Below are 14,536 nucleotides of genomic sequence, written 5' to 3'. Positions count from 1 at the left end.
GGTCTTCTACAGCGCGTGCGCGAATTCGGCGATGGCGTCCGCCGCCTGGGGAATCAGCTCGGGCTGCCCCGCGAGATAGTGGTTGCCGCCCACGATGTCGACATTGCGGATGCGCGATCCGCCCGCCGCCATCCACGCGTCGCGCGTGCTCGGGAAGGTCGACTGGTCGCCGGTGTAGGTCAGCAGCAGCTTCGGCACCGTGGTGCGCGCGAGGTTGGTCGGCCCGTCGGCCTGCGAGCGCGACGACCACTGCGAGAGAAAGGCCGTGAGCGAGGTGGTGCGGCCCATCGCGTTGGCCGAGTAGTTCACCTGCCGCGCGTCGCCCCACACGCTGCCGGGCAGGCGGTCGTTGGCGTCGAGCGAGAGGTCGACGCAGCGCGGATCGGCATGCGTGCGGTAGACGATGAAGGTCTGGTCGCGCGGCGCGCCCTTCGTGCCGCGCAGCAGCGCGAGGCGGTCGACGCACCACTGCTCGATGCGGTCCAGCCGCGCCTTCTGCGCCGCGCTGAAACGGGCGAGGAAGTCGCTGTCGTAGGGCACGCGGTGGCGCGGGTCGTACATGTCGAGCTCGGGGTTCACGGAAAGCGGGTCGTGCTCGTCGGTGACCGAGGGGTCGATCCAGTCGCGCATCAGCCGGGTGCGGCCCAGGTGAGCGGCGCACAGCGCGATTCCGTCCACGGGCGGCAGGTCGCCCGGGTGCAGGTGCGTCGGGTCGCCGTCGGGCAGGTGCGTGGCGGTGAGCTTCTCGGCCTGCGCCTGGTAGAAGGCCGAGAGCGCGGCGCCGCCGGAGTTGCCGACCAGGAACACCTTCTCGTAGCCGGCCGCGCGCAGGTACTGCACGCCGGCGCCCAGGTCTTGAATGGCGCGCTCCATCAGCAGCACCGTGTCGTTGCCCACGAAGCGGGAGTTGAGGCCCATGCAGCAGATGCCGCGCTCGGCCAGCGGGCCGATCAGGTAGTGGCCCATGAAGTTGCTGGTCGGGTGCATCACGATGGCCGCGACCTTCTTCGGCCCTTGCGGTGCCTGGTAGGCGCCGTAGATGCGCGGGCGCAGCAGCTGCAGGCCCGACTGGCTCTCCATCGAGGCGCCGGGCTTCACGTCGATGACGGCGAGTTGCAGCTCAGGCATTCGGCGCACTCCTTGCCGCGCGAAGTTCGGCCTTGCGCGCGGTCCAGGCGTCCAGGTCGGCATGGGCGCGCAGGGCGTGCGCGTCCATCTCGGCCTGTGGCACGGTCGGCGTGGTCAGCTCCACGCGGATGCCGTTGGGGTCGAAGAAATAGATCGACTCGATGATGTGGTGGTCGGTCACGCCCAGCACCTCGACGCCGGCGCCCTCGAGCCGCGCCTTGGCGGCCAGCAGGTCGTCCACCGAATCGACGCGCAGCGCGATGTGGTTCACCCATGCGGGCGTGTTGGGCGAGGGCAGGGCGGCGATGTCGTCGCCCAGGTCGAAGAAGGCGATGTACGAGCCGTCGCGCATCTGGAAAAAGATGTGCACGTAGGGGCAGTACTCGCCGGTGCTCGGCACGTGGTCGCTCTTGATGACGTGCGCCAGCGGCAGGCCCAGCAGGTCTTCGTAGAAGCGGCGGGTTTCCTCGCTGTCGCGGCAGCGCCAGGCGAAGTGGTGCAGCCCGCGCACGGGCGGTGGTGGGGTTGGCATGGCTCGTGTCTCCGGTGAGCCGGTATTGGGCGATGCCGGGTCTTATGATGCAATCGAAATTAATTCATCGATTGATGAAATAACCATATATATGAACCTCACCCTGCGCCAGTTGCGCGCCTTCGCCGCCGTGGCCGAGAGCGGCAGCTTCACCGCCGCCGCGCAGCAGCTGCACCTCACCCAGTCGGCGCTCAGCGTGCTGGTGCGCGAGCTCGAGCGCGAAATGGGCGTTCAGCTGCTCGACCGCAACACCCGCAGCGTGCAGCTGTCGGAGGCGGGGCGCGAGTTCTTGCCGTCGGTGCACCGGCTGCTCGGCGACCTGGCGGGCGCGGTGGCCGGCGTCACCGACCTGCGTGACAAGAAGAAAGGCTTGTTGCGGCTTGCGGCGCCGCAGCTCATGGCCTGCACGCTGATGCCGCGCGTGATCGCCGTCTACCGCGAGAAGTACCCCGACGTGGACGTGCGCCTGGCCGACACCCTGCCAGAGAACCTGCTGGCGGGCGTGAGCGCCGGCGACGTGGAGCTGGCCGTGGGCCAGGACGTGGCGGTGGACGGCGCCATCGAGCGCCGCACGCTGCTGCGCGACCGGCACTGGCTGATCTGCCCGCCCGGCCATGCCTTCGCCAACCGCCGCAAGGTGCGCTGGCACGAGCTGGAGCCCTACACCTTCATCGCGCCCACGCGCGATTTCCGCCAGCGGGTGCTGCCCGAGCTGGCCCCGGCAGAGCGCGACTACATGCTGCGCCCCGGCACCCAGGAGGTGTCGTACATGACCACCGCGCTGGGCATGGTGGCGTCGGGGCTGGGGCTGACCGTGTGCCCGACCTATTCCGCGCCGCTGGTGCGCGCCCACGGGCTGCGGATGGTGCGGCTCGAATCGCCCGACTTCCACCGCGAGGTATGCGTCTACAGCGCGGCCCGGCGCAGCCTCTCGCCGGCAGCCACGGGCTTCGTCGAGATCCTGGAGCAGTTCGCCAGGGCGCAGCAGGAGGCCTGAAAAGCATCGGACTGCCGCAAGGGACGCTCAGGGCCGCGACAGGGCCAAACCTACAATGCAGGCCGACCCGTCTTTCACCTCCTCCAGACCCATGAACGTCATTCGATTCACCGACCTCTGCGCACAGGGCAAGGCCGCCGGCCAGCGCGTCTTCATCCGTGCCGACCTCAACGTGCCGCAGGACGACGCCGGCAACATCACCGAAGACACGCGCGTGCGCGCCTCGGTGCCCTGCATCCAGCTGGCGCTCGACTCCGGCGCGGCCGTGATGGTCACTTCGCACCTGGGCCGTCCGACCGAAGGCGAGTTCAAGCCCGAAGACTCGCTGGCCCCCGTCGCCAGGCGCCTGGGCGAGCTGCTCGGCCGTGAAGTGCCGCTGGTCGCGAACTGGGTCGACGGCGTCGACGTCAAGCCCGGCCAGGTCGTGCTGCTCGAGAACTGCCGCGTCAACAAGGGCGAGAAGAAGAACGACGAAGCGCTGGCCCGCAAGCTGGCCGCGCTCACCGACATCTACGTGAACGACGCCTTCGGCACCGCGCACCGCGCCGAGGCCACCACCTACGGCATCGCGCAGTTCGCCAAGATCGCCGCCGCCGGTCCGCTGCTGGCGGCCGAGATCGACGCCATCACCAAGGCGCTGGCCCAGCCCAAGCGGCCGCTGGTGGCCATCGTGGCGGGCTCGAAGGTCAGCACCAAGCTCACCATCCTCGAGAGCCTGTCGGCCAACGTCGACCAGCTGATCGTGGGTGGCGGCATCGCCAACACCTTCATGCTGGCCGCCGGCCTGAAGATCGGCAAGTCGCTGGCCGAGCCCGACCTGGTCGACCAGGCCAAGGCCGTGATCGACGCCATGCGCGCGCGCGGCGCCGACGTGCCGATCCCGGTGGACGTGGTCACGGCCAAGACCTTCGCGGCCGACGCGGCCGCCACCGTCAAGGACGCGAGCGACGTGGCCGACGACGACCTGATCCTGGACATCGGCCCCAAGACGGCAGCCCAGCTCGCCACGCAGCTGCGCGAGGCCGGCACCATCGTCTGGAACGGCCCGGTGGGCGTGTTCGAGTTCGACGCCTTCGCGGGCGGCACCAAGGCCATCGCGCAGGCGATTGCCGAGAGCAGCGCGTTCTCGATCGCCGGCGGCGGCGACACGCTGGCGGCCATCGCCAAGTACGGCATCGAGAAGCAGGTCGGCTACATCTCGACCGGCGGCGGCGCCTTCCTGGAAGTGCTGGAGGGCAAGACCCTGCCGGCCTTCGAGATCCTGTCCAAGCGCGCGGCCGGCTGACGCCGGCGGCGGGAAAGCCCGTGCGGGTGACTTCCGTCAGACACACAAAGTGTATACAGTAGCGAATACAAAACGGAGACTACCTTCATGAGCACGGACCGCATCCCCCGCCACGCCACCAAGATCGTTGCCACGCTCGGTCCGGCGTCCAACACGCCGGAACTGCTGGAAAAGATGATCCTGGCCAAGGTCAGCGTGGTGCGGCTGAACTTCAGCCACGGCACGGCGCAGGACCACATCGACCGCGCCGCCATGGTGCGCGAAGCCGCCCGCAAGACGGGCCGCGAAGTGGCCATCATGGCCGACCTGCAAGGCCCCAAGATCCGCGTCGGCAAGTTCGCGCAGGGCAAGGTCTGGCTGGAGCCGGGCGCCAAGTTCGTGCTGGATGCCTCGCGCACCGAGCCCGGCGACGTCGATGCCGTGGGCCTGGACTACAAAGACCTGCCGCGCGACGTGAAGCCCGGCGACAGGCTGCTGCTGAACGACGGCCTCATCGTGCTCACGGTCGACGCCGTCAAGGGCGAGGCGGTGCACACCACCGTCAAGCTGGGCGGCGAGCTGTCGAACAACAAGGGCATCAACAAGCAGGGCGGCGGCCTCACGGCACCCGCGCTCACGGCCAAGGACATGGAGGACATCAAGACCGCGATGAGCTTCCAGGCCGACTACGTGGCCGTGAGCTTTCCCAAGAACGCCACCGACATGGAAATGGCGCGCCAGCTGTGCAACGTGGCGGCCGCCGAGTTCGGCCACAAGCCCGGCATGATCGCCAAGATCGAGCGGGCCGAAGCCATTCCCAAGCTGGAAGAAATCCTGCGCGCCAGCGACGGCATCATGGTCGCGCGCGGCGACCTCGCGGTCGAGGTGGGCAACGCGGCCGTGCCCGCGCTGCAGAAGAAGATGATCCGCATGGCGCGCGACATGGACAAGGTGGTCATCACCGCGACCCAGATGATGGAGTCGATGATCACCAACCCCGTGCCCACGCGCGCCGAGGTGAGCGACGTGGCCAACGCCGTGCTCGACGGCACCGATGCCGTGATGCTCTCGGCCGAAACCGCCTCGGGCCGCTACCCGCTCGAGACCGTGCAGGAGATGAGCCGCATCTGCGAAGCCGCCGAAGCGGCCGAAGACAAGACGCTGGACGCCGACTTCAGCGGCAAGGCCTACAGCCGCATCGACCAGTCGATCGCCATGGGCGCGCTGTTCACCGCGCACCACCTGGGCGCCAAGGCCATCGTGGCGCTGACCGAATCGGGCGCCACCATGCTGTGGATGAGCCGCCACCGCGCGCACATTCCCATGTACGCGCTGACCTCGCGGCTGGCCACCCAGCGCAAGCTGGCGCTGTACCGCAACGTGCGCCCGCTGCTCATGGACTCGGAAAGCGACCGCGACACCGCGCTGCTGCAGGCCGAGAACCACCTGAAGAAGCGCGGCATCGTGCAGACTGGCGACGTCTACGCCATCACCTGCGGCGAGCCGATGGGTGCGCCGGGCGGCACCAACATGCTGAAGATTTGCCGCGCGAGCTGACCCCCGGTCAGCCGTTGCGGAACAAGAAGCTGTAGGCGTTCAGGGCGGGTACCCCGCCCAGGTGCGCATACAGCACCTTCGAGCCCGCCGGGAATTCCCCGAGCCGCACCTTCTCGATCATCCCGTGCATCGACTTGCCCTCGTACACGGGGTCGGTCAGCATGCCCTCGAAGCGCGCGCTCAGGCGAATGGCTTCCAGCGTGCCTTCGTTCGGGAGGCCGTATTCGGGGCCGCCGAAGCGGCGGTCCAGCACCACGTCTTTTTCGGTGATGTCGCGGCCCAGCTCGACCAGCTCGGCCGTGTTCCTGGCGATGCGCACGATCTGCTCGAAGGTCTGCTGCGGCTTGGCCGAGGCGTCGATGCCGATCACCCGGTCGGCCCGGCCATCGGCCGCGAAGCCCACCACCATGCCGGCCTGCGTGCTGCCCGTCACCGAGCAGACCACGATGTAGTCGAACTTGAAGCCCAGCTCGGCCTCCTGCTGGCGCACCTCCTCGGCGAAGCCCACGAAGCCCAGGCCGCCGCGCGGATGCTCCGAGCAGCCCGCCGGAATGGGGAACGGCTTGCCGCCGGCCTTGCGCACGCTCTCCATGGCGTCTTCCCAGCTCTTGCGGATGCCGATGTCGAAGCCCGCGGCGTCGAGCCGAACGTCGGCGCCCAGGATGCGCGACATCTCGATGTTGCCCACGCGGTCGTACACCGCGTCGGAGTAGTTGACCCAGTTCTCCTGCACCAGCACGCACTTCATGCCCAGGTGCGCTGCCACCGCGGCCACCTGCCGCGTCTGGTTCGACTGGATGCCGCCGATCGACACCAGCGTGTCGTAGCCGCCCTCGATCGCCTCGGGAATCAGGTACTCGAGCTTGCGCGTCTTGTTGCCGCCGAAGGCCAGGCCGCTGTTGCAGTCCTCGCGCTTGGCATAGAGATCGACCTTGCCGCCCAGGTGGGCGCTCAGCCGCTTCAGCGGATGGATCGGCGTCGGGCCGAAGGTCAGGGCGTGGCGGGGAAACTTCTTCAGGTTCATGAGGGCAGCTCCGGTGCGTTGAAGCCCTCGATCGTAGGAAGAAGGGCTCGCAACGTGCTTGCGAAGATCAATGGATTTCCGGCGGAAAAAAAGGCAGGATGGCAGTTATCAGAACTTTCAGTCCGTAAAACTTCCGATGAGCACAACAAAGTTGCGTACCGCGCCGGAGCTGGACCGCACCGACCGCGCCATCCTGCGCGCCCTGCAGCGCGACGCCTCGCTGTCGAACGTGGCGCTGGCCGCCAAGGTGAATCTCAGCGCCGCCGCCTGCCTGCGCCGGGTCGAGCGGCTGAAGGAGGCCGGGCTCATCAAGGGCATCGTCGCGCTACTCGATGCCGACGCGCTCGACCTCGGCATGCTCGTGATGATCGGCGTGGTGCTCGACCGCTCCACGCCCGATTCCTTCGCCGACTTCGAAAAAGCCGCCCAGAAGGTCTCGGGCTGCCTCGAATGCCATGTGGTCACCGGCGAGTTCGACTACTTCATGCTCGTGCGCACCCGCGACAACGACAGCTTCAACCGCCTGCACGCCGAGCAACTGCTGTACCTGCCGGGGGTGCGCCAGATCCGCACCTTCGTCGTGTTGAAGCAGGTGCTGTCGACCACGCAGCTCCCCATCTGACGAAACCGGCGGCGGGCCGCGCGCGTACTGTTGCGATGAGCCTTCCCACCTTCGCCTCCATCGCATCCCTTCGCCGGCGCCGCAGCGCTTTCTTCACCACCCTCACCGCTCTCGCCGCCGCCGTGCTCGCGGCGTGTTCCCCCGTCAAGGTGCTCGACCGGCTGGTGCCCTCCGACACCTACCAGTTCCAGGGCGGCATCGCCTACGGCCAGGCGCCGCGCCAGGTGCTCGACGTGTACCAGCCGCTGCCGGCCACCCGGCCGGCCCGGGGCGCGCGGCCGCTGGTGGTGTTCTTCTTCGGCGGCACCTGGACCACCGGCGACCGCGCGAGCTTCCGCTTCGTGGGCGAGGCGCTGGCCGCGCGCGGCGCGGTGGTGGTGATTCCCGACTACGGCCTGTCGCCCGCCTTCACCTACCCGGTGTTCGTGCGCGACAGCGCCCTGGCCGTGAAATGGGCGCTCGACAACGCCGCGCAGCTGGGCGCCGACCCGAAGCAGGTCTACGTGATGGGCCACAGCTCGGGCGGCTACAACGCCGCTATGGTGGCGCTGGACGATCGCTGGCTGGCCGAGGTGGGCGCCAGCCCGAGGCAGCTCGCCGGCTGGATCGGCCTGGCCGGCCCCTACGACTTCCTGCCCATCGGCGACCCGCAGGCGCAGGCCGCCTTCAACTGGCCGAATACCCCGCCCGACTCGCAGCCGCTCGCGCATGTCACGCCGGCCGCGCCGCGCGCGCTGCTCATGGCCGCCGCCAAGGACAACCTGGTCTACCCCGACCGCAACACCGGCCAGATGGCCGCTGCGCTGCGCGCGGCGGGCGTGCCGGTGCAGGTCAGGCTGTTCGACAACCTGAGCCACGTGACGCTGATCGGCGCCTTTGCCAGGCCGATCCAGTGGCTGGGCGGGCCGGTGCTGCCGCCGGTCATGGAATTCCTCGGGTTGGCGTCAGTGCCGTCCGACAAGGCCCCTCGGTAGAATCGAGGTAGTTTTTCCCGCCTTCCAGCCTTCTCTTTTTTCCAATTTCCCGCGAGGTATTTCCCCATGGCACTCGTCTCGATGCGCGAACTGCTCGACCATGCCGCAGCCAATGGCTACGGCATTCCGGCCTTCAACGTCAACAACCTCGAACAGGTCCAGGCCGTGATGGAGGCCGCCAAGGAAACCGGCGCGCCCGTCATCCTGCAAGCCAGCGCGGGCGCCCGCAAGTACGCCGGCGAAGCCTTCATCAAGCACCTGATCCAGGCCGCCATCGAGCAGTACCCGAACATCCCGCTGGTCATGCACCAGGACCACGGCCAGAACCCCGACGTCTGCAAGGGCGCCATCGACCTGGGCTTCAGCTCGGTCATGATGGACGGCTCGCTCGAGGCGGACGGCAAGACCATCGCCAGCTACGACTACAACGTCGACGTCACCAAGAAGGTGTCCGACATGGCCCACCGCCTGGGCGTGACCGTCGAAGGCGAGCTCGGCTGCCTCGGCTCGCTCGAGACCATGAAGGGCGACAAGGAAGACGGCCACGGCACCGACGACACCATGACGCGCGAACAGCTGCTCACCGACCCCGAGCAGGCCGCCGACTTCGTCAAGCGCACCCAGATCGACGCGCTGGCCATCGCCATCGGCACCAGCCACGGCGCCTACAAGTTCACGCGCGAGCCCACCGGCGACATCCTGGCGATCGACCGCATCAAGGAAATCCACCGCCGCATTCCCAACACCCACCTGGTGATGCACGGCTCGTCGAGCGTGCCGCAGGAGCTGCTGGCCATCATTCGCCAGTACGGCGGCAACATGAAGGAAACCTACGGCGTGCCCGTCAAGGAAATCCAGGAAGCCATCAAGCACGGCGTGCGCAAGATCAACATCGACACCGACATCCGCCTGGCCATGACCGGCGCGGTGCGCAAGTTCCTGTTCGAGAACCCCGAGAAGTTCGACGCCCGCGAGTGGCTCAAGCCCGCCCGCGAAGCCGCCAAGCAGATCTGCAAGCAGCGCTACATCGAGTTCGGCTGCGAAGGCCAGGGCGCCAAGATCAAGGGCGACACGCTGCAGGTGGTCGCCGCCAAGTACGCCAAGGGCGAACTCGCTCAGGAAGTCGTTTAAAAACCTCCCCGCGATTCGAAGGCCACCGTTCGCGGTGGCTTTTTTCTGCGCGCACAATCCGCTTTCACCGTCTTTCAGTTTCCGTCGTTTCCCCACCGCAATTGCCCATGACCACCGTCCACACCTCCTCCATCCAGAGCCTGCCCCTGCTTGCGCGCGGCAAGGTGCGCGACAACTACGCCGTCGGTGAAGACCGCATCCTGATGGTCGCGAGCGACCGGCTGAGCGCCTTCGACGTGATCATGGGCGAGCCCATCCCCGGCAAGGGCGAGATCCTCACGCAGATGGCGCTGTGGTGGTTCGAGCGGCTCGGCCAGCTGTGCCCCAACCACCTGACCGGCGACGCGCCCGAGAGCGTGGTCACGGCCGACGAAGTGCCGCAGGTCACCGGCCGCTCGATGCTGGTCAAGCGGCTGAAGCCGATCCCGGTCGAGGCCGTGGTGCGCGGCTACCTGGCCGGCAGCGGCTGGAAGGAATACCAGGAATCGCGCTCGGTCTGCGGCGTGCCGCTGCCCGAGGGCCTGACCAACGCCAGCAAGCTGCCGCGCCCGATCTTCACGCCCGCCGCCAAGGCCGCGGCCGGCGAGCACGACGAGAACATCAGCTACGAGCGCGTGGTGGAAATCGTCGGCCCCAAGCTGGCCCAGCAGATCCGCGAGACCAGCATCGCCATCTACGAAACCGCCGCGCAGATCGCCCTGGCCAAGGGAATGATCATTGCCGACACCAAGTTCGAATTCGGCCTGGACGAAGCGGGCACGCTGGTGCTGATGGACGAAGTGCTCACGCCCGACAGCTCGCGCTACTGGCCGGTGGAGGGCTACCAGGCCGCGCTGGCGGCCGGCGCCAACCCGCCGAGCTACGACAAGCAGTTCGTGCGCGACTGGCTCGAAGCCACCAAGATCAACGGCAAGCCCTGGGACAAGACGCCGCCGGCGCCGCGCCTGCCGGCCGAGGTCATCGAGAAGACCGCCGCCAAGTACCGCGAGGCGCTCGAGCGCCTCACCGGCTGATCAGCGGGCTCCGGCCGAGCTGAAGGTCGCGACGGTCCGGCCGCCGGCGTCCAGCAGCGCCAGCCGGCCCGGCCCCGCGAGGCTGTAGCTCGCGGTGTTCTGCAATGCCGAAATGAACTGTGCCTCGTTGGCGCCGCGCGTCGGGTCGAGGCAGGCCATCCGGGTCGAGGCCAGCTGGCCGATCTTCAGCGAGATGCCCGCGCGCGTGTACGTGCCCGAGAGGCGGTTGCAGCCGCCCGATCCGCTGACCCGGCCGCTGCTGCGGTCGAACTGAACCTGCGCGCCGCTGTTGGGCGCGATGGGCTCGTCGCCCAGCTGCACCAGGCGCCACGCGGGCCCTTCGATCGGTTCGTCCAGGCTGATGCCGCTCCCGCAGCCTGCCAGGGTGGTCGACAGTGCCGCCGCCGCGAGGACGGGCAGCGCAATGCGGCGGGTGATGCGGGCGAATGAGCGCATGGCCGGTCTTTTCCTTTTCAAATCTGCAACAAGTTGAATCGGGCGTGATCGTATGCGACGGCGCTGGCCGCGCCAATGCCGTCCCCGCCCGCCGGCGGGCCATGAAAAAAGCGACCCGGAGGTCGCTTTGGGGGATCAGCTCAGCACGACGCTGCTCAGGCGGCGGCGGTAGGTGGCGACCACCGGATCGTCCGGCGGAATCTGGCCGTCGGCCACCTTGACCTTGGGCGGCTCGATCAGGTCGAGGATCGCGATGTAGGTCTTGCGCGCCAGGTCTTCGCTCCAGCTCTTGTCGCGCATCAGGATGTCGAGCAGCTCGTCCATGGCGTCGGTCCAGCGCTGCGCGGCCATCAGCAGGCGCGCGCGGCCGAAGCGGGCGTCGAAGTCGCGCTTGCTGGCGGCGATCTTCGCGTCGAAGTCGGCAATGGCCGGCGCGGCGCCGGTGGGCGGTGCTGCGAAATCGATAGCGTCCATCCAGCGCTGCAGCGCGTCGAAGCGGCGCACCAGCGTGGTCTTGGCGATCACCGGGGCGAAAGCGACCTTGGCGTCGTCGTGGCGGCCTTCCTGCAGCAGCAGTTTGATGTAGTCGAAGCGGGCGTCGTCGTTGGCGGGGTCGGTGGCCACGGCGTGCTGCAGCTTCTCGAGCGCGCCCTGGGTGTCGCCGCCGGCCAGCGCTTCCTGCGCCGCGGCTTCTTCCGATGCGGCTTCGGCCTCGTCGGCGCCTGGCACGTGCTTGTCGAGGAACTCGCGGATCTTCTCGGCCGGGATGGCGCCGACGAAGCCGTCGACCGGCTGGCCGTCCTTGAACATCACGCAGAACGGGATGCTGCGCACGCCGAACATCTCGGACAGCTGGGAGGAGATTTGCGGCACCTTGTCGGCGTCGAGCTTGGCCAGCGTGAAGCGGCCGGCGTACTCGACCTCGAGCTTTTCGAGTACCGGGCCGAGCTGTTTGCAGGGGCCGCACCATTCGGCCCAGATGTCCAGCAGCACCGGCGCGGCGACCGAGCCTTCGATCAGTTCGGCCTGGAAATTTTCGAGAGTGATGTCGATCATCGGAACCAGCTGAGGGTGAAACGTAAAATTGAAACCATGAACGAAACCATTCAGGTCGGTGTAGTGATGGGCTCGAGCTCCGATTGGGAGACGATGCGCAACGCGGTCGAGATTCTCCAGCAATTCGGAATCAGCCACGAAGCAAAGGTGGTCTCGGCCCACCGCATGCCCGATGCGCTCTTCGCGTACGCCGAAAGCGCCGCCGGGCGCGGGCTCTCCGCGATCATCGCCGGCGCGGGCGGCGCGGCCCATCTGCCGGGCATGCTGGCGTCGAAAACCACGGTGCCGGTGCTCGGCGTGCCGGTGGCCAGCCGCCATCTGCAGGGCGTCGATTCGCTCTACAGCATCGTGCAGATGCCCAAGGGCGTGCCGGTCGCCACCTTTGCCATCGGCAATGCGGGCGCGGCCAACGCGGCGCTGTTCGCGGTGTCGATGCTGGCGGTGAACAATCCCGCGCTTCGCGCGAAGCTCGACGCCTTCCGCACGGCCCAGACGGCAGCCGCCGAAGCCATGACCCTGCCGCCGGCTCCCGCGAGCGAGGCTGCGCCCCCCGTGTCCCCCTTCTCGCCGCAAGGCGGAGGTGCCCTGTGAGCAACGGCGACCTGCCCATTCTTCCGGGCGCCACGCTCGGCGTGCTCGGCGGCGGGCAGCTGGGGCGCATGTTCGCCCACGCCGCCCAGCGCATGGGCTACTTCACGGCGGTGCTCGACCCCGACACCGACAGCCCCGCCGGCCGCGTGAGCCACCATCACATCCACACCGACTACGACGATGTCGACGGCCTCGCCCGCCTGGCCGGCCTGGCCGACGCGGTGACGACCGAATTCGAGAACGTGCCCGCGCCGTCGCTGGAACACCTGGCCGTGGCGCGGCCGGTGTCGCCCGGCGCCCCGGCCATCGCCATCGCGCAGGACCGGATTGCCGAAAAGGCTCACTTCACCCGCTGCGGCGTGCCCTGCGCGCCCTACGCGGTCATCGAGACGGCGGCCCAGCTGGCCGCTGTCGACGACAACCTGCTGCCCGGCATCCTGAAGACCGCGCGCCTGGGCTACGACGGCAAGGGCCAGCAGCGCGTGAAGACACGCGCCGAACTGGTCGACGCCTGGCAGGCCACCGGCTGCGTGCCCTGCGTGCTCGAGAAGATGCTGCCGCTCGAATTCGAGTGCTCGGTGATCCTCGCCCGCGGCCGCGACGGGCAGGTCGTGCACTTTCCGCCGCAGCGCAACCTGCACCGCGACGGCATCCTCGCCGTCACCGAGGTGCATCCGCAGAACATGCCCAAGACGGTGGCGCAGGGCGCCGTCAATTCGGCCAAGAGCATCGCCAACGGCCTGGGCTACGTGGGCGTGCTGTGCGTCGAGTTCTTCGCGTTGGCCGACGGCTCGCTGGTGGTGAACGAAATGGCGCCGCGCCCGCACAACAGCGGCCACTACACGATGGAAGCCTGCGACGTGTCGCAGTTCGAGCTGCAGGTGCGCACGCTCGCCGGCCTGCCGCTGGCCGCGCCGCGCCAGCACAGCCCGGCCATCATGCTCAACCTGCTGGGCGACCTGTGGTTCCCGGCCGGCGCCGACAAGCCGGCTTCTCCCCGTTGGGGCGAAGTGCTCGCGCTGCCGGGCGTGCACCTGCACCTCTACGGCAAGATGGAACCGCGCCGCGGCCGCAAGATGGGCCACCTGACCCTGACCGGCGCCACGCTCGAAGCGGTGCGCGCCACCGCCTCGCAGGCGGCGTTGCTGCTGGGCCTGCCGGCGGTGACCACCACCGACCTCGCATGATCCTCGACGGCCGCTCCCCCGACGCCATCGCCGAGGCCGTGCGCGTGCTGCGCGCGGGGGGCCTCGTCGCCTTCCCGACCGAGACCGTCTACGGCCTGGGCGCCGACGCGAGCTGCGACACCGCCGTGGCCGGCATCTTCAAGGCCAAGGGGCGGCCCGCCGACCATCCGCTGATCGTCCACGTGGCGGCCGGCACCAAGGGCGCCGAGTCGCTGTCGCGCTTCGCCCAGCCGCTGCCGCCTTTCGCGCAGAAGCTGGTGCAGGCCTTCTGGCCCGGCCCGCTCACGCTGATCGTCACGCGCCAGCCCGGCGTGGGCGCGGCCGCCGCCGGGGGACAGGACACCATCGGCCTGCGCTGCCCCTCGCATCCGGTGGCGCAGGCACTGCTGCTGGCCTGCGCCGAGCAGGGCGTGCCGGGGCTCGCGGGCCCGAGCGCCAACCGCTTCGGCCGCGTCAGCCCGACCACGGCGCAGCATGTGTACGACGAGTTCGGCGACGCGCTGCCGGTGGTCGACGGCGGGGCCTGCGAAGTCGGCATCGAATCGACCATCGTCGACTGCAGCCGCGGCGCGCCCGTGCTGCTGCGCCCGGGCCTCATCACGCGTGCGCAGATCGAAGCCGCCTGCGGCGAGAAGCTCGCCGACCGCGAAGTGCTCGAAACACCCGACCCGCGCGCCTCGGGCACGTTGGAAGCGCACTACGCGCCCGACGCCAAGGTGCGCCTGATGGACGCCAAGGCCATCCAGACCGGGCTCGACGTGCTGGGCGCCAATGCCGCGCACATCGCCGTGTGGTCGCGCTCGGTAGTGCGCAGCCGTTCGCAGCGCGTGCTGCTGCGGCGCATGCCCGACGACGCGGCGACCAGCGCGCAGCAGCTGTTCGCGGTGCTGCGCGCGTTCGACACGGAAGGCGTCAAGCTCATCTGGGTCGAGACACCGCCTGACACCCCCGAGTGGGAAGGCGTGAAAGACCGCCTCCAGCGCGCAGCGGCCGCCTGATCCCCC

The 14,536-nt window shown here is 68.9% G+C and carries 15 protein-coding genes; 10 read left to right on the top strand and 5 right to left on the bottom strand.

Annotated features, from left to right (window positions below):
* Positions 1-6: 6 nt before the first annotated feature.
* The gene (locus L3V85_RS32290) at positions 7-1,128 is read right to left on the bottom strand and encodes an alpha/beta hydrolase family protein (protein WP_237676657.1); all 1,122 of its coding nucleotides are present in this window, start codon (positions 1,126-1,128) and stop codon (positions 7-9) included.
* Positions 1,121-1,660 carry a VOC family protein gene (locus L3V85_RS32285; RefSeq protein WP_237676656.1) on the bottom strand — a complete coding sequence of 180 codons (540 nt, stop codon included), beginning with the start codon at positions 1,658-1,660 and terminating at the stop codon, positions 1,121-1,123. Before L3V85_RS32285 ends, L3V85_RS32290 begins: the two co-directional genes overlap by 8 nt.
* A 91-nt stretch (positions 1,661-1,751) precedes the next feature.
* Here L3V85_RS32285 and L3V85_RS32280 point away from each other — a divergent pair, with 91 nt between their 5' ends.
* The 3 genes from L3V85_RS32280 to pyk all read left to right on the top strand — a co-directional run bounded on the left by L3V85_RS32280 (position 1,752) and on the right by pyk (position 5,478).
* Complete coding sequence (locus tag L3V85_RS32280) at positions 1,752-2,657, top strand: LysR family transcriptional regulator (protein WP_237676655.1); 906 nt, start codon at positions 1,752-1,754, stop codon at positions 2,655-2,657.
* Positions 2,658-2,748: 91 nt separating this feature from the next.
* The gene (locus L3V85_RS32275; RefSeq protein ID WP_237676654.1) at positions 2,749-3,942 is read left to right on the top strand and encodes a phosphoglycerate kinase; all 1,194 of its coding nucleotides are present in this window, start codon (positions 2,749-2,751) and stop codon (positions 3,940-3,942) included.
* A gap of 87 nt (positions 3,943-4,029) precedes the next feature.
* Positions 4,030-5,478 (top strand): pyruvate kinase, encoded by a 1,449-nt coding sequence (gene pyk / locus L3V85_RS32270; protein WP_237676653.1) that lies wholly within the window; start codon positions 4,030-4,032, stop codon positions 5,476-5,478.
* 7 nt (positions 5,479-5,485) lie between these two features.
* On the opposite strand, the gene L3V85_RS32265 is transcribed toward pyk, so the two are convergent.
* Positions 5,486-6,502: a 1-aminocyclopropane-1-carboxylate deaminase gene (locus tag L3V85_RS32265; RefSeq protein WP_237676652.1), complete on the bottom strand. Its 1,017-nt coding sequence runs from the start codon at positions 6,500-6,502 to the stop codon at positions 5,486-5,488.
* A 136-nt stretch (positions 6,503-6,638) separates the two neighbouring features.
* On the opposite strand from L3V85_RS32265, the gene L3V85_RS32260 reads away from it, so the two are divergent.
* From L3V85_RS32260 to L3V85_RS32245, 4 genes are all read left to right on the top strand, one after another.
* Positions 6,639-7,124 carry an Lrp/AsnC family transcriptional regulator gene (locus L3V85_RS32260; protein ID WP_237676651.1) on the top strand — a complete coding sequence of 162 codons (486 nt, stop codon included), beginning with the start codon at positions 6,639-6,641 and terminating at the stop codon, positions 7,122-7,124.
* A gap of 35 nt (positions 7,125-7,159) precedes the next feature.
* The gene (locus tag L3V85_RS32255; protein WP_237676650.1) at positions 7,160-8,098 is read left to right on the top strand and encodes an alpha/beta hydrolase; all 939 of its coding nucleotides are present in this window, start codon (positions 7,160-7,162) and stop codon (positions 8,096-8,098) included.
* Between the two features lie 66 nt (positions 8,099-8,164).
* Entirely contained in the window at positions 8,165-9,229 is a 1,065-nt protein-coding gene (fba, locus tag L3V85_RS32250) for a class II fructose-bisphosphate aldolase (protein WP_093242768.1), read from the top strand.
* 107 nt (positions 9,230-9,336) lie between these two features.
* Positions 9,337-10,242, top strand: coding sequence for a phosphoribosylaminoimidazolesuccinocarboxamide synthase (locus tag L3V85_RS32245; RefSeq protein ID WP_093242771.1), 906 nt, complete (start codon positions 9,337-9,339; stop codon positions 10,240-10,242).
* On the opposite strand, the gene L3V85_RS32240 is transcribed toward L3V85_RS32245, so the two are convergent.
* Together L3V85_RS32240 and L3V85_RS32235 are read right to left on the bottom strand one after the other, a co-directional pair.
* Complete coding sequence (locus L3V85_RS32240; protein ID WP_237676649.1) at positions 10,243-10,698, bottom strand: META domain-containing protein; 456 nt, start codon at positions 10,696-10,698, stop codon at positions 10,243-10,245. It abuts the gene before it with no gap.
* A 135-nt stretch (positions 10,699-10,833) separates the two neighbouring features.
* Entirely contained in the window at positions 10,834-11,754 is a 921-nt protein-coding gene (locus L3V85_RS32235; RefSeq protein WP_237676648.1) for a tetratricopeptide repeat protein, read from the bottom strand.
* Positions 11,755-11,790: 36 nt separating this feature from the next.
* On the opposite strand from L3V85_RS32235, the gene purE reads away from it, so the two are divergent.
* The 3 genes from purE to L3V85_RS32220 are packed head-to-tail and all read left to right on the top strand — an operon-like array spanning position 11,791 to position 14,530.
* Positions 11,791-12,345, top strand: coding sequence for a 5-(carboxyamino)imidazole ribonucleotide mutase (purE, locus tag L3V85_RS32230; protein ID WP_237676647.1), 555 nt, complete (start codon positions 11,791-11,793; stop codon positions 12,343-12,345).
* Positions 12,342-13,532, top strand: a complete 1,191-nt coding sequence (locus L3V85_RS32225; protein ID WP_237676646.1) for a 5-(carboxyamino)imidazole ribonucleotide synthase — start codon at positions 12,342-12,344, stop codon at positions 13,530-13,532. The genes purE and L3V85_RS32225 overlap by 4 nt, the downstream gene beginning before the upstream one ends.
* Positions 13,529-14,530, top strand: a complete 1,002-nt coding sequence (locus L3V85_RS32220; protein WP_237676645.1) for an L-threonylcarbamoyladenylate synthase — start codon at positions 13,529-13,531, stop codon at positions 14,528-14,530. The genes L3V85_RS32225 and L3V85_RS32220 overlap by 4 nt, the downstream gene beginning before the upstream one ends.
* The last annotated feature ends 6 nt before the right edge of the window (positions 14,531-14,536 follow it).

It is taken from the genome of Variovorax paradoxus (assembly GCF_022009635.1).
Lineage (GTDB): Bacteria > Pseudomonadota > Gammaproteobacteria > Burkholderiales > Burkholderiaceae_C > Variovorax.
This window is presented reverse-complemented; position numbering and strand designations above follow the sequence as displayed.

Bases quoted from the DNA above. Each gene is read 5' to 3' on its own strand.
- L3V85_RS32235 (WP_237676648.1), bottom strand. From the start codon at position 11,754: ATGATCGACATCACTCTCGAAAATTTCCAGGCCGAACTGATCGAAGGC.
- L3V85_RS32290 (WP_237676657.1), bottom strand. From the start codon at position 1,128: ATGCCTGAGCTGCAACTCGCCGTCATCGACGTGAAGCCCGGCGCCTCG.
- L3V85_RS32255 (WP_237676650.1), top strand. From the start codon at position 7,160: ATGAGCCTTCCCACCTTCGCCTCCATCGCATCCCTTCGCCGGCGCCGC.
- purE (WP_237676647.1), top strand. From the start codon at position 11,791: ATGAACGAAACCATTCAGGTCGGTGTAGTGATGGGCTCGAGCTCCGAT.
- L3V85_RS32280 (WP_237676655.1), top strand. From the start codon at position 1,752: ATGAACCTCACCCTGCGCCAGTTGCGCGCCTTCGCCGCCGTGGCCGAG.
- L3V85_RS32260 (WP_237676651.1), top strand. From the start codon at position 6,639: ATGAGCACAACAAAGTTGCGTACCGCGCCGGAGCTGGACCGCACCGAC.
- L3V85_RS32240 (WP_237676649.1), bottom strand. From the start codon at position 10,698: ATGCGCTCATTCGCCCGCATCACCCGCCGCATTGCGCTGCCCGTCCTC.
- L3V85_RS32245 (WP_093242771.1), top strand. From the start codon at position 9,337: ATGACCACCGTCCACACCTCCTCCATCCAGAGCCTGCCCCTGCTTGCG.
- L3V85_RS32285 (WP_237676656.1), bottom strand. From the start codon at position 1,660: ATGCCAACCCCACCACCGCCCGTGCGCGGGCTGCACCACTTCGCCTGG.
- fba (WP_093242768.1), top strand. From the start codon at position 8,165: ATGGCACTCGTCTCGATGCGCGAACTGCTCGACCATGCCGCAGCCAAT.
- L3V85_RS32275 (WP_237676654.1), top strand. From the start codon at position 2,749: ATGAACGTCATTCGATTCACCGACCTCTGCGCACAGGGCAAGGCCGCC.
- L3V85_RS32265 (WP_237676652.1), bottom strand. From the start codon at position 6,502: ATGAACCTGAAGAAGTTTCCCCGCCACGCCCTGACCTTCGGCCCGACG.
- L3V85_RS32220 (WP_237676645.1), top strand. From the start codon at position 13,529: ATGATCCTCGACGGCCGCTCCCCCGACGCCATCGCCGAGGCCGTGCGC.
- pyk (WP_237676653.1), top strand. From the start codon at position 4,030: ATGAGCACGGACCGCATCCCCCGCCACGCCACCAAGATCGTTGCCACG.